The following is a 25689-nucleotide window of genomic DNA, read 5'->3' on the forward strand; positions in this document are numbered from 1 at the left end:
GAGAGCACGCACACCATGACTCCTGAACAGACCGCGTGGTTCGCGGAGACCTTCGGCGCCCTCGTGGCCAACGTGGGCAAGGCGGTGCTCGGCAAGCCGCACACCATCCGCCTCGCGTTCACCGCGATGCTGGCCGAGGGGCACCTGCTGCTCGAGGACGCACCCGGGACCGGCAAGACGTCGCTCGCACGTGCGCTCGCCGCGACCGTCCAGGGCACGCACAACCGCATCCAGTTCACGCCGGACCTCCTGCCGTCGGACGTCACGGGCGTGACGATCTACGACCAGGGCAGCGGGCGCTTCGAGTTCCACAAGGGCCCGATCTTCGCGTCGATCGTCCTCGCGGACGAGATCAACCGTGCGTCGCCCAAGACGCAGTCGGCTCTCCTCGAGGTCATGGAGGAGTCCCACGTGACCGTCGACGGCGTCACCCACTCGGCGGGACGACCGTTCATGGTCATCGCGACGCAGAACCCCATCGAGCAGGCCGGCACCTACAAGCTGCCCGAGGCGCAGCTCGACCGCTTCCTCATCAAGACGTCGATCGGCTACCCCGACCACGCGTCGACCGTCGAGATCCTCGCCGGGTCGGCCGAGCGCGACCGCTCCTCGCACCTCACGCCGCTCATCACCACCGACGCGATCGGCGACATGGCGGACATGGCCGCCGGCGTGCACGTGGATGCCGCGGTGCTCGACTACGTCTCCCGGCTCGCCGAGGCCACGCGCTCCGACCCCCAGACCCGCCTCGGCGTCAGCGTCCGCGGCTGCATCGCGCTCGTGCGCTGCGCCAAGGTGTGGGCCGCCGCCCAGGGCCGCGCGTTCGTCATCCCCGACGACATCAAGGAGCTCGCCGAGCCCGTCCTCGCGCACCGCCTGATGCTCGACGTCGAGGCCGAGTTCGCCGGCGTCACCAACTCCGAGGTGCTCGAGAACGTCCTCAGCGTCACGGCCCCGCCGGTGGAGCGAGTCGCCTGACATGAGCACGGGGGCGAAGGCCGCAGGCGCGGCCGCGGTGGCGAGCGCGCGCGGGTTCGCGGGTGGGCTGTGGCGTGCGCTGCTGCCCCTGCGGCGCGCTGCCGCCCACGTGTCCCCGCTCGGCTGGCTGACCGTCGCCACGATGGTCGGCGCCCTCCTGGCGGGGCGCCGCTACGGCTGGGACGAGCTCGTGGTGCTGGGCTGCGCTCTCGCCGGCGTGCTCGTCTTCGCCGTGCTCCTGACGTTCGGCCGGTCCACCTACGCGGTCGACCTCGACCTCGCCGACCACCGCGTCGTCGTCGGCCAGCGGGCGCTCGGCCGGATCGCTGTGACCAACGTCGGGCGCGGCCGGCTCCTGCCGGCGCAGATCGAGCTGCCGGTCGGCGCCGGCTCCGCCAACTTCGACCTCCCGTCCATGGCCGCCGGGGCCGTGCACGAGGAAGTCTTCGCCGTGCCCACGGCCCGCCGCGCGATCGTCACCGTCGGTCCCGTCCTGTCCGTGCGGGGCGACGCCCTCGGGCTGGTGCGCCGCCAGGTGCGCTGGACGAACCCCGAACAGCTCTACATCCACCCCCTCACGGTCTCCCTCGCGTCAGCGCGCACCGGCGTCATGCGGGACCTCGAGGGCGAGGCCACCCGCGTGCTGTCGGAGAACGACATGTCGTTCCACGCCCTGCGCGAGTACGTGCCCGGCGACGACCGCCGCAACATCCACTGGCGCACCTCGGCGCGCATCGGCCAGCTCATGGTCCGCCAGTTCGAGGACACCCGCCGCACGCACACCGCCCTCGCCCTCGCCGACCGCGCGGAGGACTACCGCGACGAGGACGAGTTCGAGTTCGCGGTCAGCATCTACGCCTCCCTCGGCGTCCAGGTGATCCGCGACGGCCTCGAGGTCACCGCCATGTGCGGCCCGCGCGTGCTGCGCTCCCAGACGCCTCCGCGCCTGCTCGACGACTGCGCGGGCCTCGAGATCGCCGCGCCCGGCACCGGCGACGGCCAGACGCTTGCGCAGCACGTCGCTCGTCAGGTTCCGCACGCGTCGATGGCGCTCATCGTCACCGGGGGTGCCGCCGGACCCCAGGACCTGCGGGCGTCCGCGATCCACATCCCCGCGGGCGTGCGCACGATCTTCCTGGCCTGCTCGCCCGGAGCCGAGCTGGGCCTGCAGACCTCGGGCATGCTCTCGACCGCGACGATCGGCCGCGGGCAGGACCTGCCGCGCCTCGTGAGCCGGCTGGTGACCGGATGATCGACGAGCACACCTCAGGCGGCGGACGCCGCCGCATCCGCACCGTCACGTCCAACCAGCGCTCCGGCGGAGCGCTGCGCCGGCGGTTGTTCGACGTCGGCGTGCTCACCCTCGCCGTCGCGCTCGCCGTGGTCGCCGTCGTCCCCGCCTACGGGCCTGTCGCCGCCGTCCCGCTCGTCGCTGGAGCGCTCCTGGGCGCCGCCGTCGTGCTCGTCACGCGCGCGTGGTCGTGGTCGCCCCTGGTCGCCACCGCCCTGACGATCGCCGTCTACCTGCTCGTCGGGCCCGCCGTCGCGGTGCCCGACCTCGCCGCCGCACGCGTGCTGCCGAGCGTCGACGCGCTCGTCGCACTGCTGCAGGGCGTCGTCACCGCGTGGAAGGAGATGCTCACCCTCGAGCCTCCGCTCGGAGCGGTCGACAACCTGCTGGTCGTCCCGTTCGTCATGGCCCTCGGCGGCACCGTCGCCGCCGGGATGCTCGGCACCGACCGCGAGGCCGCCGCCGGGGCGCGCGCCTGGCACGCCCAGTCCGGCGCCGGCAACGGACCCGGGCGCCGGATCCAGCTGCGGACGTTCGCCGCCGCCGCCGTGCCGGCGGTCCTGCTCGTCGCGGCCATCCTCCTCGGCACGGTCGAGGCACCCCTCGCCACCGTCGTCGGCGTCGCCATGGCCGTGCTCCTGCTGCCGTGGCTGGCCTGGCGCTGGCGCACCTGGCACCCCCGCCGCGTCGTCACGCTCGCCCTCATGGCGGCGGTCGCGGCGTCCAGCGGGGTGTTCGCGGCGCCCGTGCTCGGCGGCGACGAGCCCCGCACGGTGCTGCGCCACGACATCGTGCCGCCGTTCGACCCGCGCGACCAGCCCAGCCCGCTGGCCGCCTTCCGCAAGTTCATCAAGGACGAGAAAGACACCGAGCTGTTCACGGTGCACGGGCTGCCGGAGAACACCCCGGTGCGGCTCGCCACGATGGACGCCTTCGACGGCGTGGTGTGGAACGTCGCGGACAGCGGCACGGCCGAAGGGTCGGGTGCGTTCCGCCGCGTCGGCGAGCGCATCCCCACGACCGTGAGCGGCACCCGTGCGGAGATCGAGATCGAGATCCAGGGCCTCGACGGCATCTGGCTGCCGACCGTCGGGCAGGCCACCGGGGTCGACTTCGCCGGCCGCGAGAGCCGGGCCCAGGAAGCGGCGTTCCGCTTCAACGACGCCACGGGCGCCGCCGTTCTGCCCGAGGGGCTGAGCGCGGGCGACCGGTACGTCCTCGACGCCGTGGTCCCCCCGGTCCCCGACGACGCCGCGCTCGGCAGCGCGCAGGTGGGGCGGATCGACCTCCCCGACCCCCTGCGGGTCCCGGACGCGGTGGGCACCAAGGCCGCGGACATCGCGAGCAGCGCCACGACGCCCGCCCTCGTCGCCCGGGCCCTCGAGGCCACGCTCGCCCAGACCGGCTGGTTCAGCCACGGCATCGCCGAGTCCAACGACTACCCGTCCCTGTCCGGCCACGGTGCCTGGCGCATTAACGAGCTGCTCACCGCGACGCCGATGGTCGGGGACAGCGAGCAGTACGCCTCGGCGATGGCGCTCATGGCACGCCACCTGGGCCTGCCGTCCCGCGTGGTGCTCGGGTTCGTCGCCGGCGAGGACACGCCCACCACGGGCGACGGTGGGCGCGTCTTCCGGGGCGACGACATCCAGGCATGGGTGGAGGTCGCGTACGTCGGCTACGGCTGGGTGCCGTACTTCCCGACGCCGCCCGAGACGAAGACGCCCAGCGAGGAGATGACCGAGGAGGAGTCCCAGCCGCAGCCGCAGGTCGTGCAGCCGCCGCCCGCGCCGGAGGACCCGGTCGAGCCGCCGGACGCCGACACCGAGGACCCGGACGTCGACGCAGACGAGGAGGACCCCGAGACCGGCGTCGACTACCTGCGCGTCGTGCTGCTCACCGCGGCGGTCGCGATCCCGATCCTGCTCCTCGTGCTCCCGCCGCTGCTGATCCTCGCGGCGAAGGCCCGGCGGCGTCGTCGTCGTCGCGCGGCACCGTCGCCGCTCGCCCGCGCGACGGGAGCGTGGGACGAGGTCGTCGACGTCGCACGCGACCACGAGCACGAGCTCTCGCCCCTGGCCACGCGCCGGGAGAACGCCCGCGCGCTGGCCGCGGCGTATCCCGCGGCGCCCGCGCTGGCGATCGCCGACCGGGCGGACGCCGCGGTGTTCGCACCCGGCCTGCCAGACGAAGCCGACGTGGAGGCGCTCTGGACCGAGGTCGACGTGGCCGTCGGAGCGATCCGGCACGGAGGTTCCCGCTGGGCACGGCTGCGCGGGCGCCTGTCCGTCGCCTCGTTGCGCGAGCGACGCGCCGAGCGCAAGGGCGGACGCAAGGGCCGGCGCAGGGGCGGGCGCCGGTGAAGGTTCGCGTCTCTCTCCAGCGGACGGACGGTCAGGTCGTGGACCTGACCGTCACCGCGGACGCGACCGGAACCGTGGCGGATCTCGTCGACACTCTCGCGCGGGCCGACCCCGCGCTGGTGCCAGCGAGCACGACGACGCCCACCCTGTGCGTGCTGACCTCGGACGGGCGCGCACCGCGCGTCCTCGACCGGGACGCGGGCCTGCACGACGCCGGCATCCACTCGGGCGCGCAGGTCGCTCTCGTGGCGCCCGACACCCAGGTGCCGGCCACCGCGACGGTGCGGATCCACGGTGGACCGGACGCCGGCCGCACGTTCGCCGTCCCGTACGGCGCGACGACGATCGGCCGCTCCCCGGACAACGACCTCGTCCTCACGGACCCCCTCGTGTCGAAGCGGCACGCCCGCCTCCTCGTCTCGGACGTCGCCGAGATCGTCGACCGCGGCTCGGCCAACGGGACCCTGGTCGGCGACGGACACGTGCAGCGTGCCGTCGTGGGCCCCGCGGACGTCGTCCGGCTGGGAGACACCACCCTGCAGGTCGAGCTTGCCGCCGGCCACGGCCCCGTCGTGCCGCTCGAGTTCAACCGGTCGCCGCTCGTGGCCCCGGTGTGGGCCGGACGGGAGCGCGAGGCGCCGGCACCCCCGGACCCGGCCAGGCCGTCCCGGTTGCCCGTCCTGGCCATGATCGCGCCAGCCGTGCTCGGCGCGGCGCTGTTCGGGTTCACGCGCAACCCCATGTCCCTGCTCTTCGTCGCACTCAGCCCGCTCCTGCTGCTCGGCTCGTACGTGGACTCGCGCTCGGGCGAGAAGCGGCGTGTGGCCCGGGAGACGACCGAGTACCGCGCCGCCCTCGACCGGCTCCGCGAGCAGGTCGTCCAGGACGCCGCCGAGGAGCAGGCCGCGCGGCGGCGCGAGGTTCCCGACACCCAGACCCTGATGGCTGCCGGGCTGACCCTCGGCCCGTTGCTCTGGAGCTGCAGACCTGAGCACGACGCGTTCCTGCGCCTCAACCTCGGTCGCGGCACCGCGCGCTCACGCAGCACGATCCGCCTGCCGCACCGGGGCAAGGCGCTCGCCGCGCACTGGGACCAGCTCGTCGCGCTCGCGGACGAGGCTCGGGACGTCGCGGACGTCCCCGTCGTCGCCGACCTGCGCGTCTGTGGTGCGCTCGGCGTGGCCGGGCCCCGCGCCGACGAGACCGCCCGGGCGCTCGTCGTCCAGCTCATCACCCTGCACTCCCCGGCCGAGGTCGTGCTCGCGGCCGTCGCGTCGTCGACGAGCGCCGCGGGGTGGGCCTGGCTGCGCTGGCTGCCCCACGTCGGTTCGGCGCACTCGCCCCTTCCCGGACCGCACCTCGCGTCGAGCCCGGCTGCAGGATCGAGCCTGGCGGCGCGCGTCGAAGGGCTGCTCGAGCGGCGCGAAGCGGTTGGCGCACGCGGTGCGCACCTGCCTGTCGTCGTCCTCCTCGTCGAGGACGACGCGCCCGTGGAGCGCGGCCGGCTGGTCGGGATCGCAGAGCGAGGGCCGGCCGTGGGGGTGCACGTGGTCTGGTGCGCGTCAGCGCCCGAGCGGCTGCCCGCCGTCTGCCGGACGTTCGTGACCACGCACGCGGCCGGCGGGGCCTCGGCCGGCTTCGTGCCCAACGGCGTCGTCGTCTCCCCGCTCGCGTGCGAACGCCTCGACGCGGACGCCGCCCTGGCCCTCGCCCGTCGGCTCGCTCCCGTGACGGACGCGGGTGCGCCCGCCCTCGACGAGTCAGACCTGCCGCGCTCCGTGCCGTACCTGAGCCTCGTCGGACCGGAGATCGCCACCGACCCGTCCGCGGTGCTCGAGCGCTGGCGCGAGAACGGCTCGCTGATCGACCGGACGCTTCCCCCCGTGCGGCGGTCCTCCGACGCGTCGCTCCGCGCCGTCGTCGGCCAGGGTGCCGAGCAGGAGCTCTCCCTCGACCTGCGCGCCCAGGGTCCGCACGCACTCGTGGGCGGCACCACCGGCGCGGGCAAGAGCGAGCTCCTGCAGACCTGGGTCCTCGGCATGGCAGCCGCGCACTCACCCGACCGTGTGACGTTCCTGCTCGTCGACTACAAGGGCGGCGCCGCGTTCGCCGACTGCGTCGAGCTCCCGCACACCGTGGGACTCGTCACCGACCTCTCGCCGCACCTCGTGCGCCGCGCGCTCACGTCGCTGCGCGCCGAGCTTCACCATCGCGAGCGCCTGCTCAACCGCAAGAAGGCCAAGGACCTCCTGGCGCTCGAGCGCCGGGGCGACCACGAGGCGCCGCCCGCGCTCGTGATCGTCGTGGACGAGTTCGCCGCCCTGGTGAACGAGGTCCCGGAGTTCGTCGACGGTGTCGTGGACGTCGCTCAGCGTGGTCGGTCGCTCGGGCTGCACCTGATCCTGGCGACCCAGCGCCCGGCGGGCGTCATTAAGGACAACCTGCGCGCGAACACGAACCTGCGCGTCGCGCTCCGCATGGCCGACGAGGCCGACTCGACGGACGTGCTCGGCGACCCGCTCGCGAGCGGCTTCGACCCGGGCGTCCCCGGGCGTGCGGCGCTGCGCACCGGTCCGGGACGGCTCGCGATGTTCCAGGCGGGCTATGCGGGCGGCCGGTCGAGCCAGGCGCTGGCGCGTCCTCGGGTCGAGATCGAGACCCTGATGTTCGGGCCGGGCCACGTCTGGGACGTCCCGGAGGCGATCGAGCCCGAGCCGCCCCAGGAGGGCCCCACCGACATCGCGCGGACCGTGCGGACGATCGCGGCAGCGGCTGAGGCTGCGGGCGTCCCCGTCCCGCGGCGGCCCTGGCTGCCGGAGCTCGCCCCGACCTACGACTTGCTCGCCCTCGCCGCCGTCGCACCGGGAGAGCTCGTCCTGGGCATGGTGGACGACCCCGCGAGGCAGGAGCAGCGGGCCGTCGCCTTCCGCCCGGACGTCGACGGCAACCTCGCGGTCGTCGGGGCGAGCGGCGCGGGCAAGTCGACGCTGCTGCGGGGCGTCGCGGTCGCCGCCGGCCTCGCACCGGAGCCGTCGCACGTCTACGGCGTCGACTTCGGGTCCGGTGGGCTGTCCATGCTGGCTGGTCTGCCCCACGTCGGCGCGGTGATCGACGGAGCGGACGACGAGCGCGTCGCACGCCTCGTGCGGCGGTTGGTGGCGCTGCTCGAGGACCGTGCCGGCCGCTACTCGGCGGCCCGGGCGGGGACTCTCGCGGAGTACCGGGAGCTCACCGGCGACGTCGCCGAGCCACGGGTGTTCCTGCTGGTCGACGGGCTCGGGGCGCTGCGCGAGGCCTACGAGGCGGCGGCGGCGAAGATGCCCGTGCTCGCGGGCCTGGCGCGGCTGCTCGCGGAGGGCCGCCCGCTGGGCCTGCACGTCGTCGTGGCCGCCGAGCGCCCGGGGGCGATCAGCACCGCCCTGGGGGCGTCGCTGCAGCGCAGGCTCGTGCTCCGTCAGGCCGACGATGTCGCGTACGCCACGCTCGACGTCCCCAAGGACGTCCTGGGGCCGGACGCGGTGCCCGGACGCGCGGTGCTCAGCGGACAGCGCGACGAGATCCAGGTCGCGGTGGTCGGCGGGCACACCAGGCCCAGCGACCAGGCGGACGCGCTCGTGGCGCTCGCGGAACGGCTGCGGGCCGGTGGCACGCCCGAGGCTCCTGGGGTCGCGCGCCTCCCGACCGTCGTGCCGTTCGCGTCGCTCCCGGACGAGGTGGACGGCAAGCCGGTGCTCGGCGTCGCCGACGAGACGTTGGCACCGGTGGGGTTCGAGCCCCGCGGGGTGTTCCTCGTGGCCGGGATGCCGGGGTCGGGTCGCACCAACGCGCTGGCCGCGATCGTGCTCGCGCTGCGGCGGTGGTCGCCTGAGGTGCGGATGTGCTTCGTCGGGCCAGCCCGGTCGACCGTGCGGGCCCTGGACGTGTGGGACGACGTCGCCACGTCGGCCGAGGAGGCCGCGGCCCTGGCGCACGAGCTGGTGCCGGTGCTGTCCCAGGCCTCCGGGCCCACCGCCGAGGTCGTGCTGGTCGTCGAAGGGCTCGCCGAGTTCCTCGGCGGTGCGGCCGAGCAGCCGCTCACCGAGGCGGTGAAGGCGGCACGGCGCAACGACCACGTCGTGATCGCCGAGGGCGAGACCACGAGCTGGGGCTCGTCGTGGCCCCTGGTCGCCGAGGTGCGCAACGCGCGCCGCGGCCTCGTGCTCCAGCCCGACCAGGTGGACGGCGAGACGATCTTCCGGACCCCGTTCCCGCGCATGGCCCGCGCGGACTTCCCGGTGGGCCGGTGCGAGGTCGTCGAGTCGGGCCGGCTCCGGCGGGTCCAGCTGCCGCTCGTCGCCCCGGAGCGCTCCGGGCTCGTCTGATCCCTGTGGACAACGGCTCGTGGGCCGATCGTCTGGCTAGCGTGAAGCGTGACAAGCCCGCCGGCCGCTCCGGCCCGCGGGCCACCACGAGATGGGGGATCCACATGGCGAACGTGAACGTTTCTTACGACGAGATGCGCTCGGCCGCTGACCGGCTGGTGGCCGGGCAGGGCGACATCACCGCAAAGCTGACCGAGCTCAAGGGCTACATCGGCACGCTGATCGGCTCCGGGTTCGTCACCGACCAGGCGTCGGTGGCGTTCGGTGAGACGTACGGGGAGTTCACGACGAACTCCACCCAGCTGATCAGCAACCTCACCGACCTCGGGGGCTACCTGCGCAAGGCTGCCCAGACGCTGCAGGAGACCGACGCCGCGCTCGCGGGAGGCCTGTGACGGTCGGGTGCGCACCGGAGCCCGGAGCGGTCGGGCCCCGCCGGGGCGAAACTCCGCCTAGAAAGGGGCAGCGGTCGGCACCTCGGCACTGCTAGCGTGCCGAGCATGGGGAAGTGGAACAGGCCCTCCCTCCTGGGGGCAGGGCTCTTCTGCGTTGCGGCGGGGCTCGCTCTGTCGCGTCGGGGCACGACGGTGGGCACGATGCTCATGGCGGTCGCGGTGGTGATCGCGTTGGGCATGCTCATCGCCTTCGTGCTGCACCGGCGCCTGTGCCGGGCGGTCGACAACGCCCGCGCGCGGCGCCCGGACGCCGTCGTGATCCCCGCCTACACGACGGGGGAGATGGTCGAGCTCGGCCACAGCGTCGGAGCGTCCGTGCAGGGCTGGATGAGCCAGGGCGGCAACCCCATCGCGATCGCCGTGCGAGCGGACCGGATCGAGGTGTGGTCCGGCCGTGAGCCCGAACCACGGTGGTCGGTGGCTCGCGCGGACATCGAGGAGATCGACCTGTTCACGTCGGTCTACGGCGCCCGGGGCGTCGACGTCCTCGGGGTCCGCGCGGCCGCCGGCGGCCTGCTGTTCGTCCCCGCCTACCGACCGTTGCGGAACATGGGCGGCTCGGACGCGGCGGGGCTGCAGCGAGCGCTCCAGGACCTCGGGGGCCCCGTCCGGGTGGGGTGACCGGTCTCAGGGCCTGAGACCGCGCCGGGGCCTCGGTGTCTCACGCTGCGTACACTTACCGGCGAGAATCCTCGAGCTGGAAGGCACCATTGTCGTGAGCACGAACCGCCCCCTGCGGGTTGCGATCGTCGGAGCAGGGCCCGCTGGGATCTACGCGTCGGACATCCTGTCCAAGGCGGGGATCGACGTCAGCATCGACCTCATCGAACGCCTCCCGGCTCCGTTCGGGCTCGTGCGCTACGGCGTCGCGCCGGACCACCCGCGCATCAAGATGATCATCCAGGCGCTGCACAAGGTGCTCGACCGCGGTGACATCCGCCTGCTCGCCAACGTGGAGTTCGGCACCGACGTCACCCTCGCCGAGATGCGCGAGCACTACGACGCCGTGATCTTCTCGACCGGCTGCATCGAGGACGCACCGCTGCCCATCCCGGGCGCCGAGCTCGACGGCTCCTACGGCGCGGCCGACTTCGTCTCCTGGTACGACGGGCACCCCGACGTCCCCCGCACGTGGCCGCTCGAGGCCGCGCAGGTCGCGGTGATCGGCGCGGGCAACGTCGCCCTCGACGTCGCCCGCATCCTGTCCAAGCACGCTGACGACCTGCTCCCTACGGAGATCCCGGACAACGTCTACAAGATCCTCAAGGAGTCGCCGGTCACGGACGTGCACGTGTTCGCGCGCCGTGGGCCCGCGCAGGCCAAGTTCTCGCCGCTCGAGCTCCGCGAGCTCGGGCACGTCCCCGACGTCGACGTCATCGTCTACCCCGAGGACTTCGAGTTCGACGACGGCTCCATGGCCGCGATCGAGTCCTCCAACCAGACCAAGCAGGTCGTCAAGACCCTCACCGACTGGGCGCTGGTCGACCCCAGCACCTTCTCCGCCTCGCGCCGCCTGCACCTGCACTTCCTGCACGCGCCGTCGGAGATCCTCGGCGACGGCAAGGTCGAGGCGCTGCGCACCGAGCGCACCAAGCTCAACGGTGACGGCACGGTGTCCGGGACGGGCGAGTTCCACGACTGGCCGGTGCAGGCTGTCTACCGCGCCGTGGGGTACTTCGGCTCCGCGCTCCCCGAGATCCCGTTCGACGCGCTCAAGGGCGTGATCCCGAACCGCGAGGGTCGGGTGATCGACGAGGCTGGGGACCAGATCCCCGGCATCTACGCCACGGGCTGGATCAAGCGCGGGCCGGTCGGGCTGATCGGGCACACGAAGTCCGACGCCTCGGAGACGATCCGTCACCTGGTCGAGGACCTCGAGGCGCTGCCGCGCGCGGAGCACGGCTCGCCGGACGACATCACCGCGTTCCTCGAGTCCAAGGGCGTCGGCTACATCCCGTGGGCGGGCTGGCAGCTGCTCGACGCCTACGAGCGGGCGCTCGGCGAGCCGCACGGCCGCGAGCGCATCAAGGTCGTCCCCCGCGAGGAGATGATCTCGGTCGCCCGGGGCGTGCCTGCGCACGGCTGACGCTCCGACCTGCGCGCGGCCGCGGACGCTGATAACTTCCTCGGCGTGCGCCGGTTCGCGGCGCTGCGGCGCTCGTGGGGGAGCCATGCCTGAACAGAAGTACGTCGCGCCAGACCGGCCGGGCCCGGGCGCGTGAGGCGCCCGGTGCTCACCGGTCCGTCGGGCGCGGGGTGGCACCTGTGGTCGCCGGGTGACGAACGGACCGAGGTCCCGCCGGTGCTGCGCGACGCCGCCGAGGCCTGGGCGGCGTCGTGCCGGCTCGACGGTGATCCGCCGCTCGCCCTCGGCCTCTGGGCCCCGGGCGGGCTCGTTCCCCAGGGCACCGCGCGGCTGCTCTCCGGCGTTCTCGACCCGGGCGTCGAGGCCGCTGAGCTCCGCGACGCGTGGGCCGGGTGCCCCGAGCTGGAGGGAGCTCGCGTCCTGGCCCACGGCACCTACCTGCTGTCCGACGTAGGCCACGTCGGCCCCCTGGGTGAGGGGGTCGTCGAGTCGCTGACCTCGGCCGACGAGAACGGCGGGCCGGTGGTGGTCTCCTGTCGCGTCGTGATTCCGCAGGACCGCGACCGGGCGCTCGTGTGCGAGTTCGACACCTTCGCGGCGACAGCAGCCGAGGAATTCGAGATCGCGGTGCTGGGCCTCGTGGCGAACCTCGCATGGCCCTGAGACTTTGCTGAGAGAACCCCGCGTGCGGGAACGGCCCCCTACGGTCGGACGTTGAAACGGGTACGGACGCCGGCCGAGCGGGCGCACCAGGCCCCACGGTCGTCCTGAAGGAGCAGCACCTCACCATGGGTCGTCGTCACCACCACAACGGCATCAAGACAGCGTTCCTGTTCGGTGCGCTGTGGGCCGTCCTGCTCGGGATCTGGGCCCTGTTCTTCCGCGGCAGCTCCGGCATGCTCGTGCTGTTCGCAGGGCTCGGCGTGGTCTCCACGTTCGTCAGCTACTGGAACTCGGACAAGATCGCGATCCGCTCGATGCGGGCCTACCCGGTCAGCGAGATCGAGCAGCCCGCGATGTACCGGATCGTTCGCGAGCTGTCGACCACCGCCAAGCAGCCGATGCCCCGCCTGTACGTCTCGCCGACCGCGGCGCCCAACGCGTTCGCCACGGGCCGGAACCCGCGCAACGCGGCCGTGTGCTGCACCGAGGGGATCCTGACCCTGCTCGACGAGCGGGAGCTGCGCGGCGTGCTCGGGCATGAGCTCATGCACGTGTACAACCGGGACATCCTCACGTCGTCCGTCGCGGCGGCGATCGCCGGGCTCGTGACGTCGCTCGGCCAGTTCCTGCTGTTCTTCGGCGGGGGAGACCGGCGTAACGCCAACCCGCTGGCCGGCCTCGCGCTCGCGATCCTCGCGCCCGTCGCGGCGAGCCTGATCCAGCTGTCGATCTCGCGGACCCGCGAGTACGACGCCGACGAGGACGGCGCCCGGCTCACGGGTGACCCGTTGGCGCTGGCCTCCGCGCTCGCCAAGCTGGGCGCGGGCACCAAGGCGGCCCCGCTGCCCCAGACCCAGGAGCTCGAGAACGTCTCGCACCTCATGATCGCCGACCCGTTCAAGGGCGGGGGCATGGCCGCCATGTTCGCGACGCACCCGCCGATGCAGGACCGCATCGAGCGGCTGCAGCGCATGGCCCTGCCGTACTGACGGCTGGGCCGGGGTGCGCACCTAGGATGGACGCATGATCGAGCTGCGCACCCCGGAAGAGATCGACGCCATGCGAGAGTCGGGGCGCGTGGTCGCCCGAGCTCTGGCCGCCGTGAAGGAGGCGGCGCAGGTGGGCACGTCGCTGCGCGAGCTCGACCAGGTCGCCCGCGACGTCATCTTCGGCGCGGGCGCGACGTCGCCGTTCCTCGACTACCACCCCGACTGGGCGCCGGTGCCCTTCCCGGGCGTGATCTGCGCGAGCGTGAACGACGCCGTCGTGCACGGCATCCCCACCGACCAGACGATCGCCGACGGCGACCTCGTCTCGATCGACTGCGGCGCCGTCCTGGACGGCTGGGCCTCGGACAGCGCGATCTCCTTCGTCGTCGGCACCCCCCGCCAGGAAGACCTCGACCTCATCGCGACGACGACGGCGGCCCTCGAGGCCGGGATCGCCGCCGCCCAGGTGGGTGGGCGCCTCGGGGACATCTCGAACGCGATCGGCCGGGTCGCCAACAAGGCGCGCCTGGGCAACCTCGAGGACCACGGCGGGCACGGCATCGGCCGCGTGATGCACGGCGAGCCGTTCGTGCCCAACGACGGGCGTCCACGTCGCGGCATGGAGCTCAAGGCGGGCCTCGTGCTCGCGCTCGAGCCCATGTTCATCCTGGGCGGCTCCGGTCGCTACCGCCACGGCGACGACGGTTGGACGCTCTACACGCGCGACGGGTCGCGCTCCGCCCACGTCGAGCACACGGTCGCGATCACGGCCGACGGCCCGCGGATCCTCTCGGCGGTCTGAGTCGACCCTCGCGGCTCAGCCGCGGTTCAGCCCCGCTCGGGGCGTGCGCGGCGCGCGAGGACGAACCCCGGCACGTCCCAGTCCGGGCGGAGCCCGAGCAGGGAGCCGCGTGGCGATCTCGTCCAACCGGGCGAGGGCCTCGGTACTCATCGTGCCCGCCGCTCGAGCTCGGCGGCGGCCGCGACGGACTCGCGCGGCGAGCCCAGGAGGTAGGTGTCGACCAGGAGCCGAGCCACGCGTCCGTCGACCGGCCCCCCGCGCTGGAGGACGCCAAGGTTGCCGTCGGCGTCGAGCGTCACGTCGTGCTGGAGCTCGAAGGTGTCGAGCGAGCCCACCTGGACGTAGGTCATCCAGGACTCGCCGTCGACGAGACCGAGCGAGCGGGCCACCACCGCGGACGGGCCCACCCGCGGCAGGGCATCGTCCGCGTGCCCGCGGTAGCGCGCCCAGGTGCCGAGGCCGCCGGCGGCGTGGGCGATGTCGGCGGCCGTCATCCCCGCGAGGCGCGCGCGGAGACGAACGCGCGCGGTGCTGCCCAGGCGATCGGTTGACCCCGTGGACAGGAGGTCGAGGGCTGCGTCCCGAGTCGCGGCGCCCCAGGGCCGTCCGCGCGTCGACGCGCGGATCCAGGCGTTCGCCGCGAGGTCGTCGACCGTGCAATGGTGGGTTGCCTCACCCGCGGGTCGCCACGCTCGCCACGGCGACGCTCGCCGTCGCCGCGAGCGCCCGGGCCGTGTTCCACCGCGTCCAGCGCCGCGCGTACGTGGGCCAGAACCTCGCGCCGTCCACATCCAGCCGGCGGTTCATCGGCACGTTCACGGCGACCGTGATCGCCGTGCTGGCGAGCGAAGCGCCGGCGACGGCGAGGTCGCTCGTGACCGGGCGTCCGACGGCGGTCGCTCCGAGGGTCGCCGCGGCGATCGCCGTGCCCCCGAACAGCACCAGGAAGGGTCCCCGCTCTGCGGCCCGGTTGATCGCGATCATCGCGGCCGCAGCCTCGGCGTCGGGCAGTCGTCGCAGCGCGGGGATCACCATGATCGAGAACGCCGCGTAGACGCCGCCGACCAGCCCGGTCCCGACGATCGTCGCGGCGACGATCACGACCAGGCCCCCGCGCGCGCCGCACGGCTCGCGTACGTCGACAACGGCGAGGGTTCGCGTCCGAGCAGCTGCGCGACGCCGCCGGCCAGGGTTGCGTTGCGTCCGTCGAGGATCTCGGTGAACAGGTGGGCGAGCGGCTCGGCCTCCTCGGCGGGGACGCCGTCGAGCGCCACGTCCGCGATGAACGTCGGCACGTCGACCGGCTCGAACGCCACGGGTCGTCCGGTCGCGCCGGTCAGCACCGCGGCGGCCTGGGTGAAGGTCAGGAGCTCGGGGCCCGACAGCTCGTAGGTCACGTCCTCCGGCTCGGGCCGGGTGAGGGCGACGACGGCGGCGTCGGCGACGTCCTCGAGGTCGACGAAAGCCTCGGGGATGTCCGGCGCGGGGAGCCGGAGGCGGCCTCGCCGGACCGGCCCGGCGAGGAAGTGCTCGGAGAAGTTCTGCTGGAACCACGAGCAGCGCAGCACCGTCGTAGGGACGCCGCCCTCGCGCAGTGCCGCCTCGCTCGTCCGGGCGCCCTCCTCGCCGCGGCCGGACAGCAGGACGAGGCGACGCAAGCCCGCGTCGTGCGCGAGCCGACCGAGCGCGGCCATCTTCTCAGGCACCCCCGGGAAGGCGAGGTCCGGCGTGAAGCAGACGTAGGCGGCCTCAGCGCCCTCGAGGGCAGGGCGCCACGTGTCGGTGTCCTCCCAGTCGAAGCCGGTGCGGCGGGAGGCGAGCCGGGCGGTGTGCCCGCGGGCGGTCAGGCGGTCGTGGATGCGGGAGCCGGTGCGGCCTGCGCCGCCGATGATGACGATGTCCATGCCTGTAGTCCAGCGCCGTTCGACTGGACGAAACATGGGTCAGGCGCGAGAGAACCTTCGTGATCGTCTACCGTGAGGGGATGGACCCGCTCGCGCACTTCCTCGGCGGCCCGCGTGCGACGCGCGCCTTCGCGATGATGATGGAGATGAGCGGCGCGTGGGCGGTCGACGTCCGCGACGGCGCCGCCCTCACCGTCGTCGCCGTGGTGACGGGCAGCGCCCGGATCGACGGTGAGTCCCTCGCCGCGGGCGACGTCGCCCTGGTGCGGGGCCCGGAGCCGTACGTCGTGTCCGACGCGTCCGGGAGCGCCCCGACGATCGAGGTCGCCCCCGGGCAGCGGTGCCGCACGCTCGACGGCCGCGACCTGCGCGAGGAGCTGGGCCGCGGGGTGCGCCGCTGGGGCAACGCCGCCCGGGGCGAGACCTCCGTGCTCGTCGGCACCTACGACCGGCCCGACGACGTCGGCGGGCTCGTCGTCCAGGCCCTGCCGCGCGTCGCGGTCGTGCGCCGGGACCAGGCCGACACCGCGGTCGTCGACCTGCTCGCCCGGGAGATCTCGCAGGAGGGCGCCGCCGGCCAGGTGGTCGTGGACCGCCTGCTCGACGTCCTCGTGGTGAGCACCGCGCGGCAGTGGTCGACCGACCCCGTGCGTGACGGCGTGCAGACCTGGCTCGCGTGCAGCGACCCGATCGTCGTGCGCGCGCTCGAGCACCTGCACGCCGAACCGGCCGCGCCGTGGACCGTCGAGAGCCTCGCGCGCCGGGTCAACGCGTCCCGGGCGAGCCTCGCGGCCAGGTTCCGCGCCGGCGTCGGGCAGGCCCCGATGGCCTACCTCGCGCGCTGGCGCCTCACGCTCGCCGGCGACCTGCTGCTCGCCCCGGACGTGACCGTCGCTGCGGTGGCCCGGAGCGTGGGCTACGAGAACCCCTACGCGTTCTCGACGGCGTTCAAGCGCCACGTGGGCACCACGCCGACCGAGTTCCGCCGGCGGCACCCGGTCCTGGCCGCCTGAGGGCTCAACGGAGCAGCGCGGCGACCAGCAGTGCCAGCCAGCCGAGGCCGAGCAGGGCGGGGAGCGACGGACGGCCCGGCAGCAGCGGTCCGTGCCCGGTCCGGCCGGCCACCCAGGCCTGCTCGATCGTGCGACGCGCGACCTCGTCGTCGGGCACGAAGCGGACGAGCGTCCAGGTCGCGACCGCGGGGCGGTCGAGGACCAGCGCCTCCTGCGCGCCCGTGCGCCGCAGGACGAGCGCGCCCTCGGCGCGCCCGATCCGCTCGATGTCGCGCCACGGGATCCAGCGGTCCCACACCCAGCCGCGCGACTCGAGGTACCGCGGGTGCACTCGCACCAGGGCGCGGGGGCGGTGAGACCTGGCGACCAGCCAGCCAATGGGAAAACTGAATCGCAGGATCTCGAACCAGCCCGCGGGCGGGTCGCTGATCAGCCACCACACCAGCGCGGCCGCGGCGAGGTGCACGGGCAGGAGCAGCAGGGCGTCGGACCGGCCGGTGAGGGCGTGCAGCCGCGCGCGCAGGCCCCGGGGCTCGGAGGGCTGCGTGGGCGCATCGTGGGCCCCGACGGACGCGCTCGCCCCGACGGGGAGGGCGTCGGGCCCGTCGCCGGTCGGTGCGCTGCCGGTCGGTGCGGTGCCGACGAGGGTCGCGGTGAGCCACACGTCGCCGACCCGGGCGAGCACGGGGCGGTCGATCGGTGCGTCGTCGAGCACCACCAGGGCTGCCGGCGCTGCGGCAGGCAGCATCGCCCGGAGGTCCACCGTCTCGTCCTCGAGCACGTCGGCGATCGCGTCGATGATGGCTCGTTCGCGCGCGACCACCTCCGCGTCGGACAGCTCGGCGACGTCGGCGTCCAGCAGCTCGTCGCCCAGCTCGGGCCCGTCGTGCGTCGCGTCCTCGGCGTCGTCGTCGTCGTCGGCGCCGGACGTGACGAGGAGGGCCACGTGGACGAGCGAACCGAGCGGCTGCCCGTCCACGTCGGTGACGCCGATCCCGTCGACCCGCGGGTGCGCGACGAGGCTGAGAGCGTCGAGCGTCGGCGCGGCGCCGGCGTGCACCAGCACGCAGACGTGACGCCGACGCCGCCACGCGAGCACCAGGGCCACCACGCCGAGACCCGACCAGACCAGGGCGCCGACCGGGTCGAAGTCGTCGCCCATGATCTCCGCGCGGCCCGTGAAGGGGGACCAGCGCACGGCTATCGGCGCCCCGACGACCGGCTCGCCGATGTTCACGGGAGCGACGACCGTCGCGCCGTCGACCTCGATGGTTGCGGAGAAGCCGTCGTCGTCGACGCTGACCACCCGGCCCACACCCTCGACGGCCTCGGCCCGGAACTCGGAGACCTCCCGGACGTCGTGCGCCGTCCAGAGGAGCCCGAGGACGACGAGCGCCACGCCGCCCAGGCTCAGCGCGAGCATGCGGGCGTCGCGCCACGCCGAGGTCGGCAGCGCTGCCGCCACGTCCGCAGGCGGGCCGGTCACCGCCCGGCGAGGCCAGGTCGCGAGGGCCCGGCGTACGACGCTGGCCCGCAGCTGCAGGCACAGCGCTCCCGCCGCGCCGATCACGACCCCCGGCAGGACCCACGACGGCAGGTCGTACGGCAGCAGGGCGAAGCCGGCGACGACAGCCAACCAGGCGGCGGCTACGGGCGCCTGGGGCGCAAGGAGGACCGCGCCGACCTGGACGGCCAGCAGGACCGCGAACAGGACCGAGGAGAAGGTCATGACGGCCGGCGCGGGCCCGGGGACCGGCGCGACGAGCGTGCTCATCATGCCGCCCATGACCACGGTGGCGCCGACGCCCACGGGGACCACCCACCCCACGGCGCGCGGCAGGTGGCGAGGGAGGGAGCGTGGGGGCATGGCGAGGAGCGTAGCGTCCTGGAACGCCCGCCCGCCGGGACGCGCGGGACGCGTTAGAGCAGCTGCTCGAGGTGGCGCGCCACGCCGTCGTCGACGTTCGACGCCGTGCGGGCGTCCGCGGCCGCGAGCGCCTCGGGGTGGGCGTTCGCGACGGCGACGCCGTGCCCGGCCCACCGGAGCATGGGGACGTCGTTGGGCATGTCCCCGAACGCCCACACCTCGTGGGGTGCGACGCCGTGGGTCGCGCACCAGCGTTCGAGCCCGGCGGCCTTGGTCACGCCGGGCGCGGAGAGCTCGGCCAGGCCGTGGGCGCCGGAGAACGCGAGCAGCGCCCGCTCGCCCACAGCCTCGGCCACGCGGGCGTACAGGTCGTCGTGGCCTGCGCCGTCGAGCAGGGCCAGGAGCTTCCCGACGACGGCGCCCACGTCCCCGGGACGCTCGGGCGCGAGGGCGGTGGCGACGTCGACGCGACGCAGGTCGGCGGGGACGGGGTGCTCGCTCGCGAACGACGGGTCGTACACGGGGCCGTCGATGCGTTCCAGGGCCAGGGCGATGCCCGGCACCGCGGCGCGGAGGTCGGTGATGATCGCGGCGAGCTCGTCCGGGTCGAACCCGTGCACCTCGCTCAGCGCGCCGGTCGCGAACTCGTACACCGCCGCGCCGTTGAGCACCACGGCCGTCCCGTGCTGCCCGGCGAGGTCGGCGAGCATCGGCAGCCACCGCGGCGGACGCGCGGTGACGAACACGACGCGGACGCCGTCGTCGTCGAGCCGGCGCAGGACGTCCCGGGTGCGTGCCGAGACAGAACCGTCCGGGCGCAGCAGGGTGCCGTCGAGGTCGGTCGCGACGACGCGCGGGGCGCCCGGAGCCGGCACGTCAGCGGTAGTTGGTGAACTGCACCGCGAAGTCGAGGTCGGCGCCCTTGAGGAGCGCCTGGACCGCCTGGAGGTCGTCGCGGGACTTGCTGGTGGCGCGGACCTCGTCGCCGGTAATCTGCGTCTTGACGGCCTTGGGGCCCTCGTCGCGGATCAGCTTGGTGACCTTCTTGGCGTTCTCGCCCGCGAGGCCCTCCTTGAGGACGCCCTCGAGCCGGTACTCCTTGCCGGACAGCTGCGGCTCCTTGTCCTCGGTGTCGAAGGACTTCAGCGAGACGCCGCGCTTGATCAGCTTGGTCTGGAAGACGTCGAGGATCGCCATCACGCGGTCCTCCGAGTTGGCGATCATGACGATCTTCTCGGTGCCGCTCCAGGCGATCGAGGCGCCGACGTTCTTGAAGTCGTAGCGCTGGTTGATCTCCTTGACGGCCTGGTTGAGGGCGTTGTCGACCTCCTGGCGGTCGACCTTGCTGACGATGTCCATCGAGGCGTCGGCCATGGTGCACACTCCTGCGTCGTCGGGGGTGGGTCTCGTCCCAGCCTAGGCCGTGACCGGCGCCCGCAGCAGCGCGCGGCGCCGCAGGTTGCGCACGGCATCGACGCTCAGCACGCCGATCGCGATCCACACGAGGACGAACCCGGCCCAGCGGGCGGGCGCCATGTGCTCGCCGAACACCAGCACCCCGACGAGGAACTGCATGAGCGGGGTGATGTACTGCATCAGCCCGACGACGCTCAGCGGCAGGCTGCGGGCGGCCGCGGAGAACAGCAGGAGCGGCAGGGCGGTGACGACGCCCGTGGACACCAGCAGCGCCGCGTAGCCCGGTCCCGAGCCGAGCATCGTGCCGTCCGGGCCCAGCCACACGAGGTAGGCGATGCCGACGGGCGTGAGCACCATGGTCTCGACGGCCAGGCCGGGCAGGGCGCCGACGGTCCGGCCGACGCGGTTCTTGACGAGGCCGTACAGCCCGAACGACCCGGCGAGCCCGAGTGCGAGCCACGGCACGCCCCCGGCGGCGACGGTCAGGACCCCGACGGCGGCGCCGGCGATGGCGACGGCCATCCACTGCCCGCGGCTGAGGCGCTCGCGCAGGACGAGCACGGCGATGACGACGGTGACGATCGGGTTGATGAAGTACCCGAGCGACGCCTCGACGACGTGCCCGTTGGTCACGCCCCACACGAACAGCACCCAGTTCACCGCGACGAGCATCGCCGACAGCGCGAGGGCCCCGACGGCGCGGCGGTTGCGGAGCACGGTGAGCAGGCTCGGCAGCTGGCGCAGGGCGACCAGCAGCAGGAGGCAGAACAGCAGGCTCCACACGGCGCGGTGCGCGACGACCTCGATGGGGCTGCTGCGCTCGAGGAGCTTGAAGAACAGGGGGAGGGTGCCCCACATCAGGTAGCCGGAGAGCCCGAGGCCGAGGCCGCGAGGGTCGAGCGCCGCCGGCGCTGTCGTGACGGTCGTGGCCGACGGCGGAGCCTCGGACGTGATGATCACCCTCTTCAGGCGGTGGTGGCGATGGTCGCGGCGCGGTGGCGGCACCCGGGCGGGGCGGCCGATTTCCCCCCGCTGGTGGGAACTAGTATTGTGGCACCGCTCCTCCACGAGCCCGTGCGTCTCATCCGAGGCTCGGGGTCTGGACGTGCGAAGCCTGGCAGCTTGCCCGAGTGGCCAAAGGGAGCTGACTGTAAATCAGCCGCGTCATGCTACGGGGGTTCGAATCCCTCAGCTGCCACCAGCGTCACCACGAAGCGGCCCCACCCGATCCGGGTGGGGCCGCTTCGTCGTCGGGTGCGGGCGTCGTGCCTGGCCTCGGAAAACAGAATGCGCCCCGTCCGCGGGGGCAGGACGGGGCGCTTCGCAAGGGAGCGGAGCCTAGGGCACCGACAAGCCCCCACAGGCGGCACGGCAGAGGTGCACCCGGGGGGTGTCGCGCCATCTGCCATAGGTGCCGCTGGGGCATTCCTACCCGAAGTCGAATCGATACGCCAGCCCCCGACCTGCGAGTTCCGCTCAGCGGGCGGTCATTCACCCGGGCGCGGGATGAGGGCCGCGTGGCACGGCCGTGAGACCTCTCTCACCCTCGCCCACCACGTGGCGGTGTGGTCCTAGCGTGTGGGGCGTCACCGATCTGAAGGAGATGACGATGCACTCGAACGCGAAGAAGGCGGGATTCCTGCTGACCGGCGCGCTCGTGGCCGGCGGCCTCGCCGTGCCCGCGGTCCAGGCTGCGCCGACGACCGACCCCGATGCCTATGACCAGCAGATGCTCGATCTGCTCAACGCGGAGCGCGCCGCCGCGGGCGTCGCCCCGCTCACGTTCTCTGCCGGCCTCCAGGCTGGCGCCCGCACGTGGTCGCAGTCGATGCACGACGCCGGTGAGCTCGCACACGCGTCCGTCGGGACCGTGCAGGCCGACGCGAACGCGGCCGGCTGCTCGCCCACGGTCGCCGAGAACATCTTCACGAGCACCAGGAGCGAGGCGGACCCCGAGGCCGCTGTTGCCGCCTACATGGCCTCGGCCGGGCACCGCGCGAACATCCTCAACCCGGACTACACCTTCGCCGCGACGGGCACGGTGATCATCGACGACGTCGTGTACAACACCCAGCGCTTCAACGCGGACTGCGAGGAGACGTCGGAGCCGGCGCCGGAGCCCACGCAGGAGCCGACGGCCGAGCCGACCGAGGGGCCGACGATTGAGCCCACCGAGGAGCCCACGGCCGAGCCGGAGCCCTCGCAGGAGCCGACCGAGGAGCCCGCGCCCGAGCCCGAGGAGCCGACCCTCGCCGAGTCCGTGATCCGCGGCTGGCGGACCGAGCAGAAGGTCAAGGTCGGCAAGGCGACCCAGGACGCCGTCGTCGTCGCGGGCGGCGGACGTGAGCTGACGCTGCAGCGCAACGTCGACGGGACGTGGACCGACGTCGCGAGCTACACCTCGCGCGACCTGCCGGGCAAGCGCCTGGGGTGGAACAAGAAGGACCGCGGGGCGGCGGCTGCGGCGAAGTCCCTCGCGTCCGGCGCCACCTATGGCGCGGTCAAGATCGCGCTCCCGGCCCACGACGAGGCGGGCACGGTGCAGTACCGGGTGACGGTCGCCGCGACCGACACCCACGCGGCCGTGACGTCCGAGGTCAAGACGCTCGAGGTCGTCGAGCGCAAGGGGCGGACGTCGCACGAGCGCCCCGAGGCTCGCGGCAAGGCGCGCGGGCACCAGGACGGTCACGGCAAGGACCGCCGCGAGGCACGGGACCGCAAAGAGCCGGGCCACGAGGCCGCCCTCGAGCAGGCGCGCAAGGACGTGTTGCTCGACCGCGGGCACAGGGACGAGCGCGGCTCCGAGCGCGGCCAGGACTCACGCGCCAAGCACGGCGGGCGCTGACCCCCGCGCACGGCGCCGGCCCGGGCACACCGGGTCGGCGCCGTGCGCATGGACTGCTACAACAGTCCGATGACTGACTCTCCGCGCGTCCTTGCCGTCGGCCTGGCGACCCTCGACGTCGTCCAGGTGGTCGAGCGGCTCCCCGGGCCGGACGAGAAGCTCGTCGCCCGGTCCGTCGACGTCGATGCGGGCGGTCCCGCGCTCAACGCCGCGCGCACGGCCGCCCTGCTCGGCTGCGACGTCACACTGGTGACAGTGGTGGGCGCGGGCGCGATCGGCGAGGCCGTGCGCGCCGGGCTCGGCGCAGTCCGGCTGGACGACCGCGCGACCGGGGCTGCGGGCGCCGCCGTGTCGACGGTCCTCGTCACCGCGGGCACGGGGGAGCGCGCCGTCGTGTCCACCAACGCCACCGGCGTCGTCGTCCAGGCGGAGGCGCCAGATCTCACCGGTGTGTGCGCCGTGCTCGTCGACGGGCATCACCTGGACCTCGCTCTCGCGACGGCGGCCGAGGCCCGGCGCCTCGGCATCCCGGTCCTGCTCGACGGCGGCTCGTGGAAACCGGGGCTCGAGGCACTGCTGGCGCACGTCGACGTCGCGCTGCTCTCCGCGGACTTCCGCCTGCCCGCCGACCTCGCGCTCCCGGCAGCAGGAGCGGCCCTCTCCAGCGGGTCCCTGCTGGCCGACGTCGCCCGGCTGGGCCCGACCGTCGTCGCGCAGTCCCATGGCGCTGGCGCCATCGAGGTGCTCGCGCACAGCCGCGCCGCGACGGTCCCGGTACCGCGCGCGGGGCGCGTCGTCGACACGCTCGGCGCCGGGGACGTGCTGCACGGAGCGCTGCTCGCGTGCCTCGCGGCGGGACCGCGCGCCCTGGGTGCGGTCGTCGTCGACGCCCTCGCGGTGGCCGCCGAGGTGGCGAGCGCCTCGGTCGCGGCGCCGGGGGCACTGGGCTGGGCGCGCGACGGAGCGAATGCCGGGCAGCTGCGGTGTGACGCGGCCCGGTTCCGTTCAAAGTGCGAGGTCCCGTGATCGCTGCCATCGTTCAGACGTAAGCAGACGTAGCCGCACACGTGGCGCAAGTCAAGGAGGAATCATGGGCGAGCTCATCGGTCTCATCATCTTCGGCGCCGTGATCGGCGCCCTGGCCCGGCTGTTCATGAAGGGCGACCAGAACATCGGTGTCCTGTGGACGATCATCCTGGGCGCGCTGGGCGCCCTCGCGGGCTACTACGTGGCCGACCTCTTCGGTGTGAAGGACACGGACGGGATCGACTGGCTCCGCTGGATCATCTCGATCGTCATGGCCGTCATCTTCATTTCCATCTACATGGCGGTCCGCGGCAAGAGCGCCACCAAGCGTTGAGCCGAGGCTGACCGCAGGGGCGATCCCGTGCATGCAGCAAGAACCCGAGGGCCCGTCGCGACCGCGGCGGGCCCTCGCGGCATGCCCGGTCTGCTGGCGGTCCGCCTGGCGGCGCCCGCCAGCGTCGTCCTTGCCGCTGTCTTCGCCGACGCGGTCGGCGTCGCGATCATGGCGCTCGTGTGCCTCGGCACCGTGCTCGCGTGGCGTGCGCCCCTGGGTGCACGTGCGGAGGTCGCGACGAACGGGGTCTTGCTGCTCGCCGCGTGGAGCTCCGTCTGGCGGCTCTACGAGCGCTGGGGCGTGTGGGACCTCGTCGTGCACCTCCTGGCGACCGCCGTCCTCGCGCACCTCGCCGGCGTGCTGCTGACCCGCCGGCCGACCGTCCGGCTCGGACGCTGGCCCTACGTCGTCGTCGTCACCGCGCTCGGGACGAGCCTCGCCGTCGTCTGGGAGTACCTCGAGCTCGTGGGCAACGCGCTCGTCGACCCCACCGTGAACGTCGGGTACACCGACACCGTGAGCGACATCGCCGCGGGCAACGTGGGTGCGCTCCTGGCTGGGCTGCTGGGAGCCTCGGCAGCGGTGGCCGATCCCGCGCGCGCTCGTAGGGTGGACACGGACGACCCGACGAGAGGACTGCGCGATGAGCTTCGCCAAGAACCTGTTCACGACGAGCGCGCTGACGGGCGCGGCAGCGGCGGCGGGGTCCGCGGCGTCGTCCGGGGTGCGCAGCCGCTGGTACCGGAGCATCGAGAAGCCTGACATCCAGCCTCCCGCGCAGGTGTTCCCGATCGTGTGGACGGCGCTGTACGCGGCGATCGCCGGCGCCTCCGCGGGCGTGCTGACCCGCCAGGACGAGCAGGTCGAGGCCGCGTCGGTCCGCGCGTTCGCGCTCGGCCAGGGCGCTCTGCCGACCGCGTCGCGGCCGGTCGTGCTCACCCCGGACCACGTGGTCGTCCCGACGCCCGCGGCCGACCGCGAGGCCGCGGCCCGCCAGGAGAAGGCCGCCCGCCGCGAGCGCTCGGGCTACCGTCGCGCACTGCGCCTGAACCTGCTGCTCAACGCCGCGTGGACCTGGACGTTCTTCCAGGGCAAGAACCCACCTCTGGCGACCGCGAACGCCGCGGCCCTCGCGCTCAGCAGCGCGGGGCTGGCCCGCCGGGCCGGCAGGCAGCGTCGCCGGTACGGCTTCGCGCTGGCGCTCTACGCAGCCTGGTGCACGTTCGCGACCGTGCTGTCCTGGCGGATCTGGAAGCTCAACGACTGACCCGCGGCGCACCGGGGTCACCCGGACCG

23 protein-coding genes and 1 tRNA gene are annotated in these 25689 nt (G+C 73.8%); 17 read left to right on the forward strand and 7 right to left on the reverse strand.

Features of this window, described 5'->3' with window-relative positions; genetic code table 11:
- The first annotated feature begins 15 nt into the window (after positions 1-15).
- From BMZ30_RS01465 to map, 10 genes are all read left to right on the forward strand, one after another.
- The gene (locus BMZ30_RS01465; protein WP_093374403.1) at positions 16-978 is read left to right on the forward strand and encodes an AAA family ATPase; all 963 of its coding nucleotides are present in this window, start codon (positions 16-18) and stop codon (positions 976-978) included.
- Between the two features lies 1 nt (position 979).
- Positions 980-2230 carry a DUF58 domain-containing protein gene (locus BMZ30_RS01470; RefSeq protein WP_093374405.1) on the forward strand — a complete coding sequence of 417 codons (1251 nt, stop codon included), beginning with the start codon at positions 980-982 and terminating at the stop codon, positions 2228-2230.
- A complete protein-coding gene (locus BMZ30_RS01475) occupies positions 2227-4632 on the forward strand; it encodes a transglutaminase TgpA family protein (protein WP_093374407.1) in 2406 nt (801 codons plus the stop codon). Before BMZ30_RS01470 ends, BMZ30_RS01475 begins: the two co-directional genes overlap by 4 nt.
- A 38-nt stretch (positions 4633-4670) precedes the next feature.
- Positions 4671-8993: a type VII secretion EssC family protein gene (locus BMZ30_RS01480; protein ID WP_229828333.1), complete on the forward strand. Its 4323-nt coding sequence runs from the start codon at positions 4671-4673 to the stop codon at positions 8991-8993.
- A 104-nt stretch (positions 8994-9097) separates the two neighbouring features.
- Positions 9098-9388, forward strand: coding sequence for a WXG100 family type VII secretion target (locus BMZ30_RS01485; protein ID WP_093374411.1), 291 nt, complete (start codon positions 9098-9100; stop codon positions 9386-9388).
- 105 nt (positions 9389-9493) lie between these two features.
- Positions 9494-10069, forward strand: coding sequence for a hypothetical protein (locus BMZ30_RS01490; protein WP_143073098.1), 576 nt, complete (start codon positions 9494-9496; stop codon positions 10067-10069).
- A gap of 94 nt (positions 10070-10163) precedes the next feature.
- Positions 10164-11534, forward strand: coding sequence for an FAD-dependent oxidoreductase (locus BMZ30_RS01495; RefSeq protein WP_093374415.1), 1371 nt, complete (start codon positions 10164-10166; stop codon positions 11532-11534).
- Positions 11535-11678: 144 nt separating this feature from the next.
- On the forward strand, positions 11679-12197 hold the full coding sequence (locus BMZ30_RS01500; protein WP_093374417.1) for a hypothetical protein: 519 nt from the start codon (positions 11679-11681) through the stop codon (positions 12195-12197).
- Between the two features lie 125 nt (positions 12198-12322).
- Entirely contained in the window at positions 12323-13186 is an 864-nt protein-coding gene (gene htpX / locus BMZ30_RS01505) for a zinc metalloprotease HtpX (protein ID WP_093374418.1), read from the forward strand.
- 34 nt (positions 13187-13220) lie between these two features.
- Positions 13221-13988, forward strand: coding sequence for a type I methionyl aminopeptidase (map, locus tag BMZ30_RS01510; protein ID WP_093374420.1), 768 nt, complete (start codon positions 13221-13223; stop codon positions 13986-13988).
- 146 nt (positions 13989-14134) lie between these two features.
- Here the strand turns inward: map and BMZ30_RS01515 are convergent, their stop codons facing one another.
- The 3 genes from BMZ30_RS01515 to BMZ30_RS01525 all read right to left on the reverse strand — a co-directional run bounded on the left by BMZ30_RS01515 (position 14135) and on the right by BMZ30_RS01525 (position 15892).
- Positions 14135-14482 carry a hypothetical protein gene (locus BMZ30_RS01515; protein WP_093374421.1) on the reverse strand — a complete coding sequence of 116 codons (348 nt, stop codon included), beginning with the start codon at positions 14480-14482 and terminating at the stop codon, positions 14135-14137.
- Between the two features lie 178 nt (positions 14483-14660).
- On the reverse strand, positions 14661-15089 hold the full coding sequence (locus BMZ30_RS01520; RefSeq protein WP_229828330.1) for an anthrone oxygenase family protein: 429 nt from the start codon (positions 15087-15089) through the stop codon (positions 14661-14663).
- A complete protein-coding gene (locus BMZ30_RS01525; protein ID WP_093374423.1) occupies positions 15086-15892 on the reverse strand; it encodes an NmrA family NAD(P)-binding protein in 807 nt (268 codons plus the stop codon). The genes BMZ30_RS01520 and BMZ30_RS01525 overlap by 4 nt, the downstream gene beginning before the upstream one ends.
- An 80-nt stretch (positions 15893-15972) precedes the next feature.
- Between BMZ30_RS01525 and BMZ30_RS01530 the strand changes: the two genes are divergently transcribed.
- Positions 15973-16905: an AraC family transcriptional regulator gene (locus tag BMZ30_RS01530; RefSeq protein WP_093375632.1), complete on the forward strand. Its 933-nt coding sequence runs from the start codon at positions 15973-15975 to the stop codon at positions 16903-16905.
- Positions 16906-16909: 4 nt separating this feature from the next.
- On the opposite strand, the gene BMZ30_RS01535 is transcribed toward BMZ30_RS01530, so the two are convergent.
- Genes BMZ30_RS01535 through rarD form a run of 4 tightly spaced genes read right to left on the reverse strand, consistent with a single transcriptional unit; the run spans position 16910 to position 21148 of the window.
- A complete protein-coding gene (locus tag BMZ30_RS01535) occupies positions 16910-18772 on the reverse strand; it encodes a hypothetical protein (protein ID WP_093374424.1) in 1863 nt (620 codons plus the stop codon).
- 53 nt (positions 18773-18825) lie between these two features.
- Complete coding sequence (locus BMZ30_RS01540) at positions 18826-19647, reverse strand: HAD family hydrolase (protein ID WP_093374426.1); 822 nt, start codon at positions 19645-19647, stop codon at positions 18826-18828.
- Position 19648: 1 nt separating this feature from the next.
- Positions 19649-20146, reverse strand: coding sequence for a YajQ family cyclic di-GMP-binding protein (locus BMZ30_RS01545; protein WP_093374428.1), 498 nt, complete (start codon positions 20144-20146; stop codon positions 19649-19651).
- A gap of 42 nt (positions 20147-20188) precedes the next feature.
- Positions 20189-21148: an EamA family transporter RarD gene (gene rarD, locus BMZ30_RS01550; protein WP_229828328.1), complete on the reverse strand. Its 960-nt coding sequence runs from the start codon at positions 21146-21148 to the stop codon at positions 20189-20191.
- Between the two features lie 156 nt (positions 21149-21304).
- Between rarD and BMZ30_RS01555 the strand changes: the two genes are divergently transcribed.
- The 6 genes from BMZ30_RS01555 (at position 21305) to BMZ30_RS01575 (ending at position 25660) form a co-directional block, all read left to right on the forward strand.
- Positions 21305-21389: transfer RNA gene (locus BMZ30_RS01555), tRNA-Tyr, on the forward strand.
- A gap of 408 nt (positions 21390-21797) precedes the next feature.
- Complete coding sequence (locus BMZ30_RS01560) at positions 21798-23033, forward strand: CAP domain-containing protein (protein ID WP_177191243.1); 1236 nt, start codon at positions 21798-21800, stop codon at positions 23031-23033.
- A 69-nt stretch (positions 23034-23102) separates the two neighbouring features.
- Entirely contained in the window at positions 23103-24059 is a 957-nt protein-coding gene (locus BMZ30_RS01565; protein ID WP_093374434.1) for a PfkB family carbohydrate kinase, read from the forward strand.
- A gap of 64 nt (positions 24060-24123) precedes the next feature.
- Complete coding sequence (locus BMZ30_RS01570) at positions 24124-24393, forward strand: GlsB/YeaQ/YmgE family stress response membrane protein (RefSeq protein WP_093374436.1); 270 nt, start codon at positions 24124-24126, stop codon at positions 24391-24393.
- A gap of 81 nt (positions 24394-24474) precedes the next feature.
- Positions 24475-25155 (forward strand): DUF2238 domain-containing protein, encoded by a 681-nt coding sequence (locus BMZ30_RS13460; RefSeq protein WP_143073100.1) that lies wholly within the window; start codon positions 24475-24477, stop codon positions 25153-25155.
- Positions 25037-25660, forward strand: a complete 624-nt coding sequence (locus BMZ30_RS01575; protein WP_093374438.1) for a tryptophan-rich sensory protein — start codon at positions 25037-25039, stop codon at positions 25658-25660. The genes BMZ30_RS13460 and BMZ30_RS01575 overlap by 119 nt, the downstream gene beginning before the upstream one ends.
- The last annotated feature ends 29 nt before the right edge of the window (positions 25661-25689 follow it).

Source organism: Flavimobilis marinus (assembly GCF_900113055.1).
In the GTDB taxonomy this organism is placed as follows: Bacteria; Actinomycetota; Actinomycetes; order Actinomycetales; family Cellulomonadaceae; genus Flavimobilis; species Flavimobilis marinus.

What these genes read in the sequence shown, in the direction of transcription:
- BMZ30_RS01465 (WP_093374403.1), top strand. Translation starts at nt 16, where the DNA reads ATGACTCCTGAACAGACCGCGTGGTTCGCGGAGACCTTCGGCGCCCTC.
- BMZ30_RS01470 (WP_093374405.1), top strand. Translation starts at nt 980, where the DNA reads ATGAGCACGGGGGCGAAGGCCGCAGGCGCGGCCGCGGTGGCGAGCGCG.
- BMZ30_RS01475 (WP_093374407.1), top strand. Translation starts at nt 2,227, where the DNA reads ATGATCGACGAGCACACCTCAGGCGGCGGACGCCGCCGCATCCGCACC.
- BMZ30_RS01485 (WP_093374411.1), top strand. Translation starts at nt 9,098, where the DNA reads ATGGCGAACGTGAACGTTTCTTACGACGAGATGCGCTCGGCCGCTGAC.
- BMZ30_RS01490 (WP_143073098.1), top strand. Translation starts at nt 9,494, where the DNA reads ATGGGGAAGTGGAACAGGCCCTCCCTCCTGGGGGCAGGGCTCTTCTGC.
- htpX (WP_093374418.1), top strand. Translation starts at nt 12,323, where the DNA reads ATGGGTCGTCGTCACCACCACAACGGCATCAAGACAGCGTTCCTGTTC.
- map (WP_093374420.1), top strand. Translation starts at nt 13,221, where the DNA reads ATGATCGAGCTGCGCACCCCGGAAGAGATCGACGCCATGCGAGAGTCG.
- BMZ30_RS01515 (WP_093374421.1), bottom strand. Translation starts at nt 14,482, where the DNA reads ATGACGGCCGCCGACATCGCCCACGCCGCCGGCGGCCTCGGCACCTGG.
- BMZ30_RS01525 (WP_093374423.1), bottom strand. Translation starts at nt 15,892, where the DNA reads ATGGACATCGTCATCATCGGCGGCGCAGGCCGCACCGGCTCCCGCATC.
- BMZ30_RS01530 (WP_093375632.1), top strand. Translation starts at nt 15,973, where the DNA reads ATGGACCCGCTCGCGCACTTCCTCGGCGGCCCGCGTGCGACGCGCGCC.
- BMZ30_RS01535 (WP_093374424.1), bottom strand. Translation starts at nt 18,772, where the DNA reads ATGCCCCCACGCTCCCTCCCTCGCCACCTGCCGCGCGCCGTGGGGTGG.
- BMZ30_RS01545 (WP_093374428.1), bottom strand. Translation starts at nt 20,146, where the DNA reads ATGGCCGACGCCTCGATGGACATCGTCAGCAAGGTCGACCGCCAGGAG.
- BMZ30_RS01560 (WP_177191243.1), top strand. Translation starts at nt 21,798, where the DNA reads ATGCACTCGAACGCGAAGAAGGCGGGATTCCTGCTGACCGGCGCGCTC.
- BMZ30_RS01565 (WP_093374434.1), top strand. Translation starts at nt 23,103, where the DNA reads ATGACTGACTCTCCGCGCGTCCTTGCCGTCGGCCTGGCGACCCTCGAC.
- BMZ30_RS01570 (WP_093374436.1), top strand. Translation starts at nt 24,124, where the DNA reads ATGGGCGAGCTCATCGGTCTCATCATCTTCGGCGCCGTGATCGGCGCC.
- BMZ30_RS13460 (WP_143073100.1), top strand. Translation starts at nt 24,475, where the DNA reads ATGCCCGGTCTGCTGGCGGTCCGCCTGGCGGCGCCCGCCAGCGTCGTC.
- BMZ30_RS01575 (WP_093374438.1), top strand. Translation starts at nt 25,037, where the DNA reads ATGAGCTTCGCCAAGAACCTGTTCACGACGAGCGCGCTGACGGGCGCG.